This is a genomic window from Roseomonas sp. TS2 (assembly GCF_058833935.1).
This window is the reverse complement of record NZ_JCACVY010000120.1, coordinates 1-14,210: the sequence shown is the minus strand read 5'-3', so window position 1 is coordinate 14,210 and position 14,210 is coordinate 1. Positions and strand designations below refer to the sequence as shown.

The 14,210-nt window shown below is 74.9% G+C and carries 12 protein-coding genes; 3 read left to right on the top strand and 9 right to left on the bottom strand.

What is annotated here, in order from left to right; all coding sequences use genetic code 11:
• Positions 1 to 9: 9 nt before the first annotated feature.
• Complete coding sequence (locus ACZJYS_RS16980) at positions 10 to 687, bottom strand: trypsin-like peptidase domain-containing protein (protein ID WP_493179692.1); 678 nt, start codon at positions 685 to 687, stop codon at positions 10 to 12.
• Positions 688 to 805: 118 nt separating this feature from the next.
• Here ACZJYS_RS16980 and ACZJYS_RS16975 point away from each other — a divergent pair, with 118 nt between their 5' ends.
• Positions 806 to 2,455, top strand: a complete 1,650-nt coding sequence (locus tag ACZJYS_RS16975) for a tetratricopeptide repeat protein (protein WP_493179691.1) — start codon at positions 806 to 808, stop codon at positions 2,453 to 2,455.
• Positions 2,456 to 2,500: 45 nt separating this feature from the next.
• On the opposite strand, the gene ACZJYS_RS16970 is transcribed toward ACZJYS_RS16975, so the two are convergent.
• Both ACZJYS_RS16970 and cysQ read right to left on the bottom strand, forming a co-directional pair.
• Entirely contained in the window at positions 2,501 to 3,478 is a 978-nt protein-coding gene (locus ACZJYS_RS16970; RefSeq protein WP_493179690.1) for an L-threonylcarbamoyladenylate synthase, read from the bottom strand.
• Positions 3,475 to 4,236 (bottom strand): 3'(2'),5'-bisphosphate nucleotidase CysQ, encoded by a 762-nt coding sequence (gene cysQ / locus ACZJYS_RS16965; protein WP_109516746.1) that lies wholly within the window; start codon positions 4,234 to 4,236, stop codon positions 3,475 to 3,477. Before cysQ ends, ACZJYS_RS16970 begins: the two co-directional genes overlap by 4 nt.
• Positions 4,237 to 4,360: 124 nt before the next feature.
• Here cysQ and ACZJYS_RS16960 point away from each other — a divergent pair, with 124 nt between their 5' ends.
• Both ACZJYS_RS16960 and ACZJYS_RS16955 read left to right on the top strand, forming a co-directional pair.
• Positions 4,361 to 5,164 carry a creatininase family protein gene (locus ACZJYS_RS16960; protein ID WP_493179689.1) on the top strand — a complete coding sequence of 268 codons (804 nt, stop codon included), beginning with the start codon at positions 4,361 to 4,363 and terminating at the stop codon, positions 5,162 to 5,164.
• 90 nt (positions 5,165 to 5,254) lie between these two features.
• Positions 5,255 to 7,186: an HWE histidine kinase domain-containing protein gene (locus ACZJYS_RS16955; RefSeq protein ID WP_493179688.1), complete on the top strand. Its 1,932-nt coding sequence runs from the start codon at positions 5,255 to 5,257 to the stop codon at positions 7,184 to 7,186.
• A gap of 19 nt (positions 7,187 to 7,205) precedes the next feature.
• On the opposite strand, the gene ACZJYS_RS16950 is transcribed toward ACZJYS_RS16955, so the two are convergent.
• The 6 genes from ACZJYS_RS16950 to ftsY all read right to left on the bottom strand — a co-directional run bounded on the left by ACZJYS_RS16950 (position 7,206) and on the right by ftsY (position 14,167).
• Complete coding sequence (locus ACZJYS_RS16950) at positions 7,206 to 7,652, bottom strand: DNA polymerase III subunit chi (protein ID WP_109516749.1); 447 nt, start codon at positions 7,650 to 7,652, stop codon at positions 7,206 to 7,208.
• A gap of 27 nt (positions 7,653 to 7,679) precedes the next feature.
• Positions 7,680 to 8,879 carry a leucyl aminopeptidase family protein gene (locus tag ACZJYS_RS16945; protein ID WP_493179687.1) on the bottom strand — a complete coding sequence of 400 codons (1,200 nt, stop codon included), beginning with the start codon at positions 8,877 to 8,879 and terminating at the stop codon, positions 7,680 to 7,682.
• A 217-nt stretch (positions 8,880 to 9,096) separates the two neighbouring features.
• Positions 9,097 to 10,569 carry a leucyl aminopeptidase gene (locus ACZJYS_RS16940; RefSeq protein ID WP_493179686.1) on the bottom strand — a complete coding sequence of 491 codons (1,473 nt, stop codon included), beginning with the start codon at positions 10,567 to 10,569 and terminating at the stop codon, positions 9,097 to 9,099.
• A gap of 143 nt (positions 10,570 to 10,712) precedes the next feature.
• Positions 10,713 to 12,206 carry a phospholipase D family protein gene (locus tag ACZJYS_RS16935; protein WP_493179685.1) on the bottom strand — a complete coding sequence of 498 codons (1,494 nt, stop codon included), beginning with the start codon at positions 12,204 to 12,206 and terminating at the stop codon, positions 10,713 to 10,715.
• A complete protein-coding gene (locus ACZJYS_RS16930) occupies positions 12,203 to 13,075 on the bottom strand; it encodes an endonuclease/exonuclease/phosphatase family protein (RefSeq protein ID WP_493179684.1) in 873 nt (290 codons plus the stop codon). Before ACZJYS_RS16930 ends, ACZJYS_RS16935 begins: the two co-directional genes overlap by 4 nt.
• Positions 13,076 to 13,267: 192 nt before the next feature.
• Complete coding sequence (gene ftsY, locus ACZJYS_RS16925; protein WP_493179693.1) at positions 13,268 to 14,167, bottom strand: signal recognition particle-docking protein FtsY; 900 nt, start codon at positions 14,165 to 14,167, stop codon at positions 13,268 to 13,270.
• Positions 14,168 to 14,210: the final 43 nt, after the last annotated feature.

Below are 14,210 nucleotides of genomic sequence, written 5' to 3'. Positions count from 1 at the left end.
CGCGCCCGGCTACTCCCCGAGAAACGCCCGCAGCACCGGCGCGGGCACGAGGCGCGTGCCGGCCGGCCTCCCGCCCGCCTCGGCGCGGTGGCTGACCAGGCCGAGCAGGCAGGGCACCGACGCATCGACCACCGCGCCGCCGGATTCGCCGGGCTCCAGCCGCAGCGGCATCTCGGCATAGGCGCCGTGCAGTGCCGTGGCCTCCGGCCGCAGCCCGGCGATGCGGCTGGTGGCGCGGCGGCGCGGCGTCAGCACCAGCACGGGCTGGCCCGGCCACGGCGCGCCGGCGCAGAGCGGCAAGGCGGGGGCGCCGGCCGCCAGGCCCGCCACCCGCAGCAGCGCCACGTCCCGCCCGCCGACATAGACGGTGCCGAGGCCGAGAGGGTCGAGCCCGGGTCCGAGATCGGCCTGCCCGGCACGCAGCAGCTCCGCCGTATGGTCCCGCCCCTGGAAGCGGATGGAGGGCGGCGCCGCGCCCGGGGCGCAGCCCTGCAGCAGGGGCTGGGTGCCATCCACCAGGTGCGCCGCGGTCAGGAAGCGGCCGCGGCCGATATGGGTGGCGGCGCCGGTGGCCCAGCAATCCGGCCCCAGCCCGGCGCGCAGCCCGGCCAGCGGCAGCGCCCCCTCCGGGGTGGCGCAGCCGCCGAGCAGCAGCAGCAGCAGTCCGGCGGCGCGGCACAGGTTCAAGAAATCGTGAAGGTGACGGTGCAATGATATCCTGGGAGAACGGTGCCGAGCGGCGGCAGGCGTGACGACCCCGCCGCGTCGCCCGCTGCCATGCCCGGGAGCCAAACCAGCCGCCGCCATGCCCGTCCGCCAGCGCCTCTTCGACAATGGTGTCAACACCGTCACCTTCACCGCGGCCGGAACGGCGCCGCCACCCGGCCTGGGCGCCACCCTGGCGGTCACCTTCGATCCGTTCCGCAGCCTGGAGGTCGAGCGGCCCGGCTTCGGCGAGACGGTGCTGACGGGCGGCGGCATCGACGTGCTGGCCGTGCAGAAGCGGCGCGAGAACTGGTACCAGGATATCAGCCGCGAGACCTTCGTGGCAGAGTTCGGCGCGCGCATCGCCGCCTATGGGCGCGTGCTGTTCTATGGCTCCAGCGCCGGCGCCTATGCGGCGCTCTACTTCGCCCGGCCCTTCGCCGCGCATGTGCTGGCCATCTCGCCGCGTGCCTCCATCCATGCCTCCTACCCCTCGCATGAGCGGGCACGGGCGCGCTGGGGCGCCAGCTTCCGCCACGCCCCGATGGCGGAGGGGGAGGACCGCACCCTGGGCGTGGCCCTGCTCTACGACCCCCGCCTGGCCGGCGACGCGCTGATGGGCGAGGACATGCGCTACCTGGAGCAGGAGATCCTGGCCGCCTACCCCGCGGCGAGGCTGCTGCCCATTCCCTATTCCGGCCACCCCAGCGCGCCGATGCTGGCCGATCTGGGCCTGCTGAAGCCGCTGCTCTTCGGCTACCTGGCGGAAGGGCGGCTGCCCGCGCTGCCCTGGCACGGGCGCCGCCGGGAGTCGTGGAACCACCTGATGCAGCTCAGCCGCGCGCTGCTGCGGCACCGCCGGCCGGCGGCGGCGGCGGCGCTCTGCGACCGGGCGCTGGCGATGCAGCCCGGAAGGGGCGAGCTGTTCCAGCTTGCCGCACAGATCCGGCAGGCGGTGGACGACCGGCCGGGTGCCATCGCGGCGCTGCGCCAGGCCGTGGCGCTCTCTCCCGCCACGGTGGCGGCGCGGCTGAAGCTGGTGCAGATGCTGCGCGCCGAGGGCGGGACGGAGGAAGCCATCGCCCTGCTGCGGGAAGGGCTGACCCTGGCGCCGGAGCAGCCGCAGATGCGGCTCTGGCTGCTGGAGATGCTGCGCCTGCGCTGCGAGCGGCACATGCAGGAAGGCGCGGTGGAAACGGCCCAGGCCGATGCCAGGGCTGCCCTGGCGATGCTGGATTTCGACGCGGCGCCGGGCGATCTGGCCGAGGCGCAGCGCCACCGCAGCGGCCTGCTCGCGGTGCTGGGCCGCCAGGAGGAGGCGCTGGAGGCCGCCGCCGCCGCCTGCGCGGCCGCGCCGGACCGCGCCCGCTACCACACCCACCATGCCCGGCTGCTGCTGCGCGCCGGGCAGCTGCCGGCGTCCCGCGCGGTGGCCGAGACGGTCGTGCGGCTGAGCCCCGGCCATGCCGCCAGCCACCGCCTGCTGGCCGAGGTGCTGAACCGCATGAAGCTGACGGAGCAGGCGGTGCGCAGCGCCGGGGACGCGCTGCGCTGCGACCCCGGCAACCCCCGCCTGGAGGAATTCCTCGCCCTGATGCTGAGCAAGGCGGGGCATGTGGACGAGGCCGTGGCGGTGCTGGAGCGCGCCATCGCCCGGGGCGCCACGCAGCCCTCGCTGCTCCAGGCGCACCGGCGCCTCGCCGCGCAGCAGGCCCAGGCCCAAGCCCAGGCCCGCGGCACCGCTGCCTGACCGGCGGGAGGATGGCCAGGGGAGGGCCTGCTCCCCCGCCGGCCTTCAAGAACCCCGTGGCGCCGCCGCCCGCGCCAGGCGGTCGTTGATCGCGGCGCCCAGGCCCTCGTCCGGCACCGGCATCGCCGCGATGCCGGAGAGGCCGCGCCGCGCGCCCTCCTCGTCCAGCCAGCGCAGCCCGGCGAAAAGGCGGGAGGCGGCCTCCACCGTGTCGCCCGATTCGCTGAGCTGCCAGACGGCGCCGGCGCCCGGCAGCGGCGGCCCGAAGGCCAGCAGCGCCTCGCCCGGCGCCACCGCGCGCGCCTCCAGCCGCACCGGCAGGCCGGGGGCGTAGTGCGAGCGCATCATCCCCGGCGCCGGCAGCGCCGTGCCCTCGGCCTGGGCGCCGGGCCGGCCGAGCGGGCCGAGCAGCGCCGCCAGCGCCGCCTCCGGCACGCCGCCCGGGCGCAGCAGCCGCGGCTGGGGGCCGGAGAGGTCGAGCACCGTGCTCTCCACCCCCACGGCGCAGGCCCCGCCATCGAGCACCGCCTCGATCCGCCCGGACAGCCCGTCCAGCACATGCGCGGCGGTGGTGGGGGAGACGGCGCCGGAGCGGTTGGCCGAGGGTGCCGCCACCGGCACCCCCGCCGCCCGCAGCAGCGCCCGCGCCAGCGGATGGGCCGGCACGCGCACCGCCAGCGTCGGCTGCCCGGCGCCGGTCAGGGCGTCGATCCGGCTGTCCGGCGCGCGCGGCAGCACCAGGGTGAGGGGGCCGGGCCAGAAGCGCGCGGCCACGGCGCGGGCGCGCTCGTCGGCCACCACCTCGGCGAAGGCGGCCTCGGCATCGGGGAAATGGCTGATCAGCGGGTTGAAGCGCGGCCGGCCCTTGGCCTCGAAGATGCGCGCCACGGCGCGTGCCTGCCGCGCATCGGCGCCGAGGCCATAGACCGTCTCGGTGGGGAAGGCGACCAGCGCGCCGGCCCGCAGCAGCCCGGCGGCGCGCTTGATGGCGCCCTCCGGCAGGCGCTCCGTCGGGAGGCTCACGCGCGGCCCTGGCAGAGGAAGGGCTGGTTCTCCCAGCCGGGCTTGCCGTAGCCGAGCGGGCTGCCGTCGAAATGGGTGCAGCGGCCGCCGGCGGCCACCAGCACCGCCTCCGGTGCCGCCGTGTCCCACTCCATGGTGCGGCCGAAGCGCGGGTAGAGGTCGGCCGCGCCTTCCGCCAGGCGGCAGAACTTCACCGCCGAGCCGATCTGTACGATGCGCTGCACCCGCCGCCCCTCCAGGAAGGCGGGAAGCTTCGGGTCGTCCTTGTAGTGGCGGCTGGCCATGACCACGAGCCCCTCCGCCGGCACCGCGCGGCAGGCGATGGGGCGGTGCCCGCCGGCATCCTCCTTCCAGGCGCCCTGGCCGACGATGCCGGTGAACAGCTCGTCCGTCGCCGGGATGGCGACGGCGCCGAGCTTCGGCCGGCCATTCTCGATGAGGCCAATATTGACCGTGAACTCGGCCCGGCCGGCGGCGAATTCGCGGGTGCCGTCCAGCGGGTCCACCAGCCAGTAGCGCGGCGCGGCGGAAAGCTCGGCCCCGTCCGAGACCGCCTCCTCCCCGACCACGGGGATGCCGGGCGCCGCTTCGCGCAGCCCCTCGGTGATGATCGCCTCGGCCAGCCGGTCGGCGGCGGTGACGGGGCTGAGATCCTCCTTGCGCTCCACCGAGAAGCCGGCGTCACGCACGGAGAGGATGGCGGCGGCGGCGCTGCGGGCGAGTCGCGCGGCCAGGGCGAGGAGTTCGGCGTCTGTCATGCTGATATCCCTGTAGCACCCGCGGGCGCGCGGGGAAAAAGCCCCGCCGTGCCGCCGCACGGGTTTCCCCCGCCGTGCCGGCATGGTTCCGTTCCCTCCGCCATCACCGCGAGAGGAGCAGGCCATGAGCGAGACACCGGACGAAGTGCGCTGGGAGAAGCTGACCGCGCCCGAGCTGCGGGCGCTCGCCGGACGCGGCGCGCTGGTGGTGCTGCCGGTGGCGGCGCTGGAGCAGCACGGGCCGCACCTGCCGGTCTGGACCGACAGCATGATCGGCCATGCCTGCTGCGTCCGCGCCGCCGAGCAGGCGCGCGACGTGCCGGCGGTGGTGCTGCCGCCGATGTGGATGGGCATGTCGGAACACCACCTGCCCTTCGGCGGCACCATCAGCCTGGACTACCAGACCTTCCACGGCGTGCTGCGCTGCGTCTGCCGCTCGCTGAAGGCGCAGGGCTTCGGCCGGCTGCTGCTGGTGAACAGCCATGGCGGCAACATCGACCCGCTGGCCGTCGCGGCGCGCGAGCTGTGCACGGAGTTCGCCATGCCGGTGGTGGCCACCACCATCTTCCACATCGACGGGCCGGGCGTGGCGGCGGTGCTGGAGACGCAGCCGGGCGTGCAGCACGCCTGCGAGGCGGAGACCAGCTTCTGGCTGGCGCTGCACCCGGAGGAGGTGCGGCAGGACAAGGTCGCCGATGCCCTGGCGGGGCCGGGCGTCTCCGCCGGCGCGGTGTTCCAGCGCTTCTGGTCCTTCGAGGAGCGGGCGCCCCGCACCGGCGTGCGCGGCGACCCGCGCGCCGCAACGGCGGAGAAAGGCGAGAAGCTGCTGGAGGTGGTGGCGGCGGCGCTGGCCGCGGCCATGCGGGAGAAGGTACTGTGGCGCGCTCCTCACGCGGTTTGGGAGGGAGGAGAATTGCCTCAGGGTTGATAAAATCGCTCAGAGGGCAAACGAAGTCTGGCGTGGCTTCGCAAGGCGTAATAAACTTTTCGTGATTCGTCACGATGAGGGATGCGCCTTATGGCTGTCCGGAGCCTCCGCCTCTCTTACCTTGCCCTGGCGATCCTGCTCTGCGCCATGGCGGTTGCCCTGTTGCATGCCACGACCACCGACCATCAGCACAGGATGGCGGCGGCCATCGTGCGGCAATCCGCCCAGACAGCCCTGCACCAGGTGGAGGCCCGGCTGGGGCGGGAGCTGGAGGTTGCCGTGATGGCGGCCACCAGCGGCGCACGCCTGCCCGCCCTGACCAAGGACAAGCCTTCCAAGGACGCCCCGGTGCCGCTGGAGCTGCTGCGCCGGCAGGGCTGGCTGGGGGTGCAGGTCTCCGGGCCGGACGGGCTGCTCTGGCGGGTGGCGCATGACGAATTCGCGCTCTGGGCGCCCGATCCGGAAGGGGAGGCCCGTGCCGCCAGCCTGCACCAGCCCATGGCCAGCAGCCTGCGGCGCGCCCGCTCCGGGCTGGGCGCGCACCTGCTGCTGCACGCGCCGCTGCCGGTGGAAGAGGGCGGCGGCGTCGTCACCATCGTGGTGCCGGCCACGCTGGTGGAACAGGCGCTGCGCGACCAGCTCCACATGCCGGGGCTGCACCACCGCGTGCTGGACCATGCCGGCCAGGACATCGCCAGCCGCCCGCCGGTGCAGCCGGGCGAGGCGGGGGAGCCGGCCGAGGGCACGCTGAGCCCCATCACCCTCACCGGCCCGCTCACCGGCTGGCGCATCGTCACCACCGTGGTCGGCTCCCTGACGGAATGGATGCCGCGGCCCTCGCTGCTGACGCTGGTGATGGGCGTGGCGCTGGCCGCCGCTCTGGTGCTGGTCTGCGTGCTGGCCTACCAGACCCGGCGCGGCCAGGCGGCGCAGGAGATGCTGACCCGCGCCCTGGCCGAGCAGGAGGCGGAGCGCCGCCTCTCCGACATCGCCGCCAACCTGCCGGGCGCGCTCTACCGTATCGTCCGCACCCCCGGCGGCAAGCTGGAATGCCCCTATATGAGCGACGGGCTGACCACGCTGATGGGCGAGCCCAGCGGCACCTCGCCGCAGGCGGCGCTGCAGCGCGGCCTGGCGCCGGAGACGCGGGCGCGGGTGGAGGCGGCGCTGCGCCACTCGGCCGACACGCTGACCCCGCTGCTGCTGGAGTTCGACTTCACCACCGCCGATGGCCGCCGCCTCTGGCTGCGCAGCATGGCCAGCGCCCATCCGGGCGTCGATGGTTCGGTCATCTGGGACGGCGTGCTGCTGGACAGCACCGTGCAGCGGGAGGCCGAGGAACGCGCCACCCTGCTGGCGCGCGAGGTGGACCACCGCGCCAAGAACATCATGGCCGTGGTGCGTTCGCTGCTGCTGCTGACGCCGCGCAACGTGCCGCCGGCGCAGTTCGTCGCCAATCTCGACGGCCGGCTCTGCGCCATGGCCCGCGCGCACGACCTGCTGGCCGGCCAGGGCTGGGCGGGGGCGGAGCTGGAATCGGTGGTGCGGCGGGAGCTTGCCACCTACGAGGATGCCGGCGGGGCGCCGCGCCTGGTCTGGCACGGCCCGGCGGTGCGCCTGACCCCGGGCAGCGTGCAGCCCGTGGAGATGATCCTGCACGAGCTGTCCACCAACGCCGCCAAGCATGGCGCCCTCTCCCGAACGGAGGGCATGGTGGAGGTGCGCTGGCTGGCCGTGGCGCAGGGCGGGCTGATGCTGGACTGGCGCGAGAGCGGCGGCCCGGAGGTGCAGGGGGAGCCGGGCCGGCAGGGCTTCGGCTTCCGGCTGATCCACACCCTGGCGCGGCACCAGCTGGGCGGCGGCGCCACCTTCCTGTGGTCGCCCACCGGGCTGCACTGCCGCATCCGCCTGGGCGCCGCCAGCATCGCCGCGATCGAGACCCTCTCGGAGCCGCCCCTGCCGGCCGATTCGCCGCTGGAGATCCCGGAGCCGCCGGCGCGCCAGGCCGCGATGGTGATGTGATCCGCAGGCGCGCCGGGGTTCAGGCCTTGCGCTCCCAGCCGCGCGGGCCCTGCTGCCAGTAGGTCAGGCTGTGGCCGGCCGCCTTGGCGGCGCTCCAGCGCTGGCGGGCGGCGGCCACAGCCGCCTCGTCCTGGCCGTCGAACAGGTCGAACACCCGGTCGTAGCTGCCGAGCCGCGCGCTTTCCGCGCCATCGACCAGGAACAGGAAGCGCGCGTCATTCGGCGCCTCGTCCTCGGTGGTCAGCCAGATCGGCTGCATCGCGGCATGGCCGCTGCGCGGGCTGCCATGCGGCAGCCAGTCCGGGTCGGCGGAGAGCCAGAGGGCGGCGTCGAGGCTTTCCAGCCGCTCGGCGTCGCCCACCCGCACCACCGCCCGGCCGTTCTGCGCCAGCACCCGGCCCAGCAGCTTTGGCAGCGCCGCCGCCAGCGGCGTGCGCGTCAGGTGGTAGAAGCCGATCTCGCTCACGTCCTGCCTTCCCTCCGGTTCCGCCCCTCAGCGGCGGTGCGCGTCCTCGAAGCGCAGCGCCACCAGCCGCTCCAGCAGCCGCACGCCGAAGCCGCTCGGCCCTTCCGGCAGGCCGGGCGGGTTCCCGGCCTGCCCGGCCATGTCGACATGCGCCCAGGCGGGGGGTGTATCGCCCAGGAACTCGCGCAGGAAGGCCGCGGCGTGGCAGGCATCCGGCTGGCCGAGGCCGGTGGCGCACTGCCTCAGGTCGGCGATGTCGCTCCGCAGGTCCTCGCGGTGCGCCGCGCCGATCGGCAGCGGCCAGAGCCGCTCGCCCACCGCCTCGCCGGCGGCGCAGAGGATGGCGCCGAGCGGCGCGTCGTTGCCGAACAGCGCCGCCCGGTGGTGGCCGAGCGCGGTGATGGCGGCGCCGGTCAGGGTGGCGAGGTCCACCACCGCCTCAGGGCGGAAGGCGCGCACCGCGTAGTTCAGCGCGTCCGCCAGCACGAGGCGGCCCTCGGCGTCGGTATCGATGATCTCCACCGTGCGGCCGGACAGGGTGGTGACCACGTCGCCCGGCCGGTAGGCGGCGGCGCCGATGGCGTTCTCGGCCAGGGCCAGCACGGCGGCGGCGGGGGCGGGGCTGTCGCGCAGTGCCAGCGCCAGCATGGCGCCGGCGCAGGCGGCGGCGCCGGCCATGTCGGCGCGCATCTGCTCCATGCCGGCGGCGGGCTTGATCGAGAGCCCGCCCGTGTCGAAGGTGATGCCCTTGGCCACGAACACCACCGGCGGCGCGGCGATCCGCCCGGCCCAGCGCAGCACCGCCAGGCGCGGCGGATTGGCCGAGCCCTGGCCCACCGCCAGCAGCCCGCCGAAGCCGGCCTGCCGCAGCCGCTTGCGCCCCAGCAACTGCACCGCGATGCCGTGCTGCTCCAGCGCCTTCAGCCGGTGGCCGAATGCCTTGGGCGTCAGCACGTTGCCCGGCGCCGCCACCAGGCCGCGCGCCAGCGCCACGCCCTGCGCCACCGCCCAGGCATCGTGCCAGAGCGGCGCCACCGCCTCCGGCGCGGGGTGCAGCAGCTCCAGCCGCAGCCCGGCGCGGGTGGCGCCCAGCACGGCGCCGGTGGCGAAGGCCACCGCCTCCGCCGGCGCGAGGGCCGTGGCGTCCAGCACCGCGCGCGTCTCGCCCGCAGGCAGGGCGCCGAGGCCGGCGGCGCCGGCCTGCTCCCAGTCCGGCCCCGGCGTCACGATGCGGCCAGGGCTCCAGCGCGCCGTGCCGGGCCGGTGCGGAAAATCCTGGGCCGGGAAGCCTTCGGGCGCCGGCGTTCCGGCGCGCCAGGGCAGGATGCGGGTGAGCGCGGCGGTCTTGCGGCCCAGACTTCCGCGCAGCCGCAGGCGGGGGGGCGCGGCCGGCGCCCGGGCGGCGCCTTCCGCGCCGGGCGGCCGGTCCTCGGCCCGCGTATCCTCAGCCCTCGTAATGGTCGGCCACCAGCCGGTCGAGCAGCCGCACGCCGAAGGCCGTGGCGCCCTTCGGCGTCAGGGCGCTGTCCTTCGTCGCCCAGGCGGTGCCGGCGATGTCGAGATGCGCCCAGGGCACATGCCCCTCGCGCGTGTCGACGAAGCGCTGCAGGAACTGCGCGGCGCTGATCGAGCCGCCGGGGCGGCCGCCCACATTCTTCATGTCGGCGATGTCGGACTTGATCAGCTTGTCATAGGCCTCGCCGAGCGGCATCCGCCACACCGCCTCGCCCGTGGCGGCGCCGGCGGCGGAGAGCTGCTGCGCCAGCGTGTCGTCATTGGCGAACATGCCCGCATGCTCGTGCCCCAGCGCCACGATGATGGCGCCGGTCAGCGTGGCGAGATCGACCATGAAGCGCGGCCGGAAGCGCTCCCGCGCGTACCAGAGCACGTCGGCCAGCACGAGCCGGCCCTCGGCGTCGGTGTTGATCACCTCGATGGTCTGGCCGGAGTAGGAGCGCACCACGTCGCCCGGGCGCTGCGCGGTGCCGGAGGGCATGTTCTCCACCAGCCCCACCAGCCCGACGGCGTTGACCTTCGCCTTCCGCCCGGCCAGCGCCCCCATCAGGCCAATGACGGTGCCGGCGCCGGCCATGTCGTACTTCATGTCCTCCATGCCGCCGGCCGGCTTGATGGAGATGCCGCCCGTGTCGAAGGTGACGCCCTTGCCGATGAAGGCCACCGGCTGCGCGTCCTGCGCCGCGCCGCGCCACTGCATCACCACCATGCGCGGCTCCCGCGCGCTGCCCATGGCCACGCCGAGCAGCGCGCCGAAGCCGAGCTTCCGCAGCTCCTTCGGGCCGAGGATCTCGACCGTGACGCCGAGCTTCTCCAGCACCTTGCAGCGCTCCGCCATCTCCTCCGGGTGGAGGATGTTGGGCGGCTCGCTGACCAGGTCGCGCGAGAGGAACACCCCGTCGGCCAGCGCCGAGAGGGGCTGGAAGGCCGCCTTGGCCTCCGCCGGCTCGGCGCTGGCGAGGCTGAGGCGCAGCAGCTTCGGCTTGTCCTCCGGCTTCTCGCGCGTGCGGTACTTGTCGAAGCGGTAGCCGCGCAGCCGGGCGCCGAAGGCCAGGGCGGCGGTCAGGGCGGCGTTCAGCCCCTCGGCCGCGATCACCGCCTCCGGCTCGCTGGCGATCAGCGGCAGGGCGGCGCCGCCGGCCTGCTGCGCGCTCTCCGCGTCCGGCTTCGGGCCGAGGCCGACCGCGACGATGCGGGAGAGATGCCCGCCCGGCGCCCAGAGCGTGCAGCTCTGCCCCTTGCGGCCCCTGAAGCCCGCCGCCTCCAGCCCGCGCGAGACCGCGCCGCCGCAGGCTGCGTCCGCCTCCTGCGCCAGGCCGGAGAGGGTGAAGCCCTCGGCCAGCGGCAGGACCAGCGCGCCCGCCCGCGGCAGGGCGGCTTTGACGAACAGGATATCGGTCATGGCGGTTTCCATCATGGTGTCTGCGGGCCGGATCGTCTGCCGACAGCCTTGCCACCCCGGGCGCGGGTGGCAAGGGGCGGGGCGGCGATTCTTGCGAAACGGCGGGCAGGGCGGGCCGGCTGTGGCCGCGTGGGGCGGGCCCCCTAGAGCTGCGCCTCGATCGGCAGCCAGCGCACCAGCCGCGCCAGAAGGCGGCGCGTCCAGGGCGCCTCCGGCTCGTGCAGGGTGGTGCCGCCGGCATCGGTCCAGGTCAGGCGCCCCTTCGGGGTACGGCCGACGCGGTAGCTGCGGCCGGGGTCGGAGAGGCGGTGCTGCTCCAGCCCGAGCTGCTCCGCCAGGCCCGGATGGCGGGCCACCGCCCCCATCTCGGTGTTCAAATTGGCCGAGCGCGGGTCGAGGTTGAAGGAGCCGACGAAGACGAGGTCGCGGTCCACCATCAGCGCCTTGGTGTGCAGGCTGGCGCCGCGCGAGCCGAACACGCCGCTGCCATGCGCGCCGCTGCGCTTCAGCTCGTAGAGGTCGATGCCGAGCTCGACCAGGCGCGGGCGGTAGCGGGCATAGCCGGCATGCACCGCGACCACATCCGTCGCCGCGAGGGAGTTGGTGATGACGGTCACCCGCACCCCGCGCCGCACCAGATCCTCCAGCACCCGCATCCCCGCCTTGCCGGGCACGAAATAGGGGGAGATCAGCACCGCCTCCCGCTGCGCCTCGCGCAGCAGCGCGTCCAGCGCCGGCGCCAGGCCGCCGGGCACGCCGCGCCCCTTGGCCTTGGCGGGGGGGTCGGCCAGCACGCGCACCGTGTCGGCGGCGGGCAGCAGCGGGCGCTCCTGGTCCAGGAACTGGCGGCGCGTCTCGGCTAGGGCGCGCAGATAGGGCCGGGCCTTGCCGGAATCGGGGATGGCATCCAGCTCGGCGCGGAAGGCGGCCAGCGCCGCGGCGCCGAGCCCGGCGGCGAGGCGGAACTGCTCCACCGGGCGGGCCAGGCTGCTGGACCAGTAGCTGTCGAACACCGCCTGGGCCTGCCGCGCGGCCTCGCCGGCGATCAGCAGGTCGAGGTCGCGGAAGTTGAAGTCGCCGGCGCCGTCGAAATAGGCATCGGCGATGTTGCGGCCGCCCACCAGCGCCAGCCGGCCATCGGCCACCCAGGCCTTGTTGTGCATGCGGTGGTTGAGGTGCCAGCCGCCGAGGGCGAATTCCACCGCCAGCGCCACCTGCCCCAGCCAGCGCAGCCGGGCGGTGTTGAACAGCCGCACCTCGATGCGCGGATGCGCCGAGAGCAGCGCGATGCGCCGGTCCACCCCCAGCACGTAGCTGTCGTCGAGCAGCATGCGCACGCGCACGCCGCGGTCGGCGGCGCACAGCACCTCGCGCGCCATGAGGCCGCCGGTGATGTCGTCCGACCAGCGGTAGTATTGCAGGTCCAGGGTGCGGCCGGCGGCGCGGGCGCTGGCGGCGCGCACCATGAAGGCCTCCAGCCCGCCGGGCAGCAGCGCCACGCCGGTGGGGGCGCCATCGAGCAGCTTCTCGACCATCGTGTCGGCGTCCGAGACAGGCGGCGGCGCGCCGGCCAGCACTGGCTGCGCGGGGGCGTGCGGCGCCCTGGCCAGGGCCTCCAGGGGCGCGCCCGCGTTCATGCCGCCGCCGCGACCGCCGGCGGCATGGCCGACAGCGCCGGGCGGAGGTCGAGCCGGGCCTTCAGCGGCAGGTGGTCGGAGGCGATGCGCGCCAGGGGGGTGTCATGCACTTGCACGTCCCGCACAACGCCGCGGGGCCAGCCCAGGATGCGGTCGAGCGCAAAAACCGGCATGCGCGAGGGGAAGCTGGCCGGGTTCATCGCCAGGGTGCCGAACAGCCCCTCCAGCGCGCGCAGCGAGGAGCGGCGGCCGGGGCGCCATTCGTTCAGGTCGCCCATCATCAGCGTCGGCATGCTCTCGCCCTGGCCGATCGCCTCCAGGATGGCGGCGGCCTGGCGGGCGCGGCAGCGCCGCAGCAGGCCGAAATGCGCCGCGACGACGCGCAGCCGGCCCGCCGGCAGCTCCATCTCGGTGATGACGGCGCCGCGCGGCTCGGCCCCCGGCAGGGCCAGGCGGCGCACCGCCAGCGGCGTGCCGGCCCGCACCAGCAGGGCGTTGCCGTGCCAGCCATGCCCGTCCGGCAGGCGGGAGACCGGCACCAGGGAAAGCCCGGCCTCGCGCAGCATCTCCGTGTCCAGCAGGCCGACGCGGCGGCCGAAGCGCTTGTCCGCCTCCTGCACCGCGATGATGTCCGGCTGCATCTCGGCGATGACGCGGGCAATGCGCTGCGGGTTGAAGCGCCGGTCCAGCCCGACGCATTTGTGGACGTTGTAGGAGGCCACCGTGATCGGCCCCCCCGGCACGGGCGGCAGCGGCACGGCGGGCAGGGCCGGGATGCCGTGCGCCTGGCGCAGCGCCGCCAGCCCGCCGGGCACGGGCCCGGTGGCGGGCGGGGCAGGCGTTGTCGGGATGCGCGTCGGATCGGGCAAGGTCGGGCTCCGCCATGGATCAGGGCAGGGCGAGGCCGCGCGAGCCGCCCGCCCCAGTCGGTCGCCGGGCGCGGCAGGCGCCCCGGGCTGTGGAAAACCTAGGCAAAGCCCCTCGGGTTTCCAAGCCTGGGCCGTGCCGCAGCGCACGCGCCCCAGCCCCGCGCCGCGATCCTGCTCTAATCTAGGCGCCGCTCAGCCGAGGCCGAGCAGCGAGCGGGCATAGTCGCGCGCCGAGAAGGGGCGCAGGTCGGCGGCCTTCTCGCCCACGCCCACGGCATGCACCGGCAGGCCGAATTCCTGCGCCAGCGCCACCACGATGCCGCCCTTGGCCGAGCCGTCTAGCTTGGTGACGACAAGGCCGGTGACATCCACCATCTCGCCGAACACCTTGCATTGCTGGGTGGCGTTCTGGCCGGTGGTGGCATCCAGCACCAGCAGCACGGAGTGCGGCGCCGTCTCGTCCAGGCGGCGCATGACGCGCACCACCTTGCGCAGCTCCTCCATCAGAGCGGCCTTGTTGTGCAGGCGGCCGGCGGTGTCCACCAGCAGCACCTCCGTGCCCTGGGCCTGGGCCTGCTTCAGCGCGTCGAAGGCCAGGCCGGCGGCGTCCGCGCCTTCCTTCGCGGGGGCCACCACGGCGCAGCCGGTGCGGTTGCCCCAGATCTGCAGCTGCTCCACCGCCGCGGCGCGGAAGGTATCCCCCGCCACGAAGGTGACGCGCTTGCCCTGCTCACGGAACTGCTGGCCGAGCTTGGCGATGGTGGTGGTCTTGCCGGTGCCATTGACGCCCACCACCAGCACCACATGCGGGCGCTTCGCTCCGTCCAGCACCAGGGGCTTCGCCACCGGCTCCAGGATGGTGGCGATCTCGGCGGCCAGCGCCTCGCGCACCTCCTGGTCGCCCACCTCCTTGCCGAAGCGGGTGTGGCGGAAGGCGGTGACGATGCGCTGCGCCGCCGCGACGCCGAGATCGGCGGTGATCAGCGCCTCCTCCAGCTCCTCCAGCGCTGCGTCGTCCAGCTTGCGCTTGGTGAACAGGCCGGTCAGCCCGTCCGTCAGCTTGGCGGTGGAGCGCGAGAGCCCCGCCTTCAGCCGGGTGAAGAAGCCGCCACGCGCCGTCGGCTCCTCGGCCGGC

Bases quoted from the DNA above. Each gene is read 5' to 3' on its own strand.
- ACZJYS_RS16975 (WP_493179691.1), top strand. From the start codon at position 806: ATGCCCGTCCGCCAGCGCCTCTTCGACAATGGTGTCAACACCGTCACC.
- ACZJYS_RS16955 (WP_493179688.1), top strand. From the start codon at position 5,255: ATGGCTGTCCGGAGCCTCCGCCTCTCTTACCTTGCCCTGGCGATCCTG.
- cysQ (WP_109516746.1), bottom strand. From the start codon at position 4,236: ATGACAGACGCCGAACTCCTCGCCCTGGCCGCGCGACTCGCCCGCAGC.
- ACZJYS_RS16960 (WP_493179689.1), top strand. From the start codon at position 4,361: ATGAGCGAGACACCGGACGAAGTGCGCTGGGAGAAGCTGACCGCGCCC.
- ACZJYS_RS16935 (WP_493179685.1), bottom strand. From the start codon at position 12,206: ATGAACGCGGGCGCGCCCCTGGAGGCCCTGGCCAGGGCGCCGCACGCC.
- ACZJYS_RS16940 (WP_493179686.1), bottom strand. From the start codon at position 10,569: ATGACCGATATCCTGTTCGTCAAAGCCGCCCTGCCGCGGGCGGGCGCG.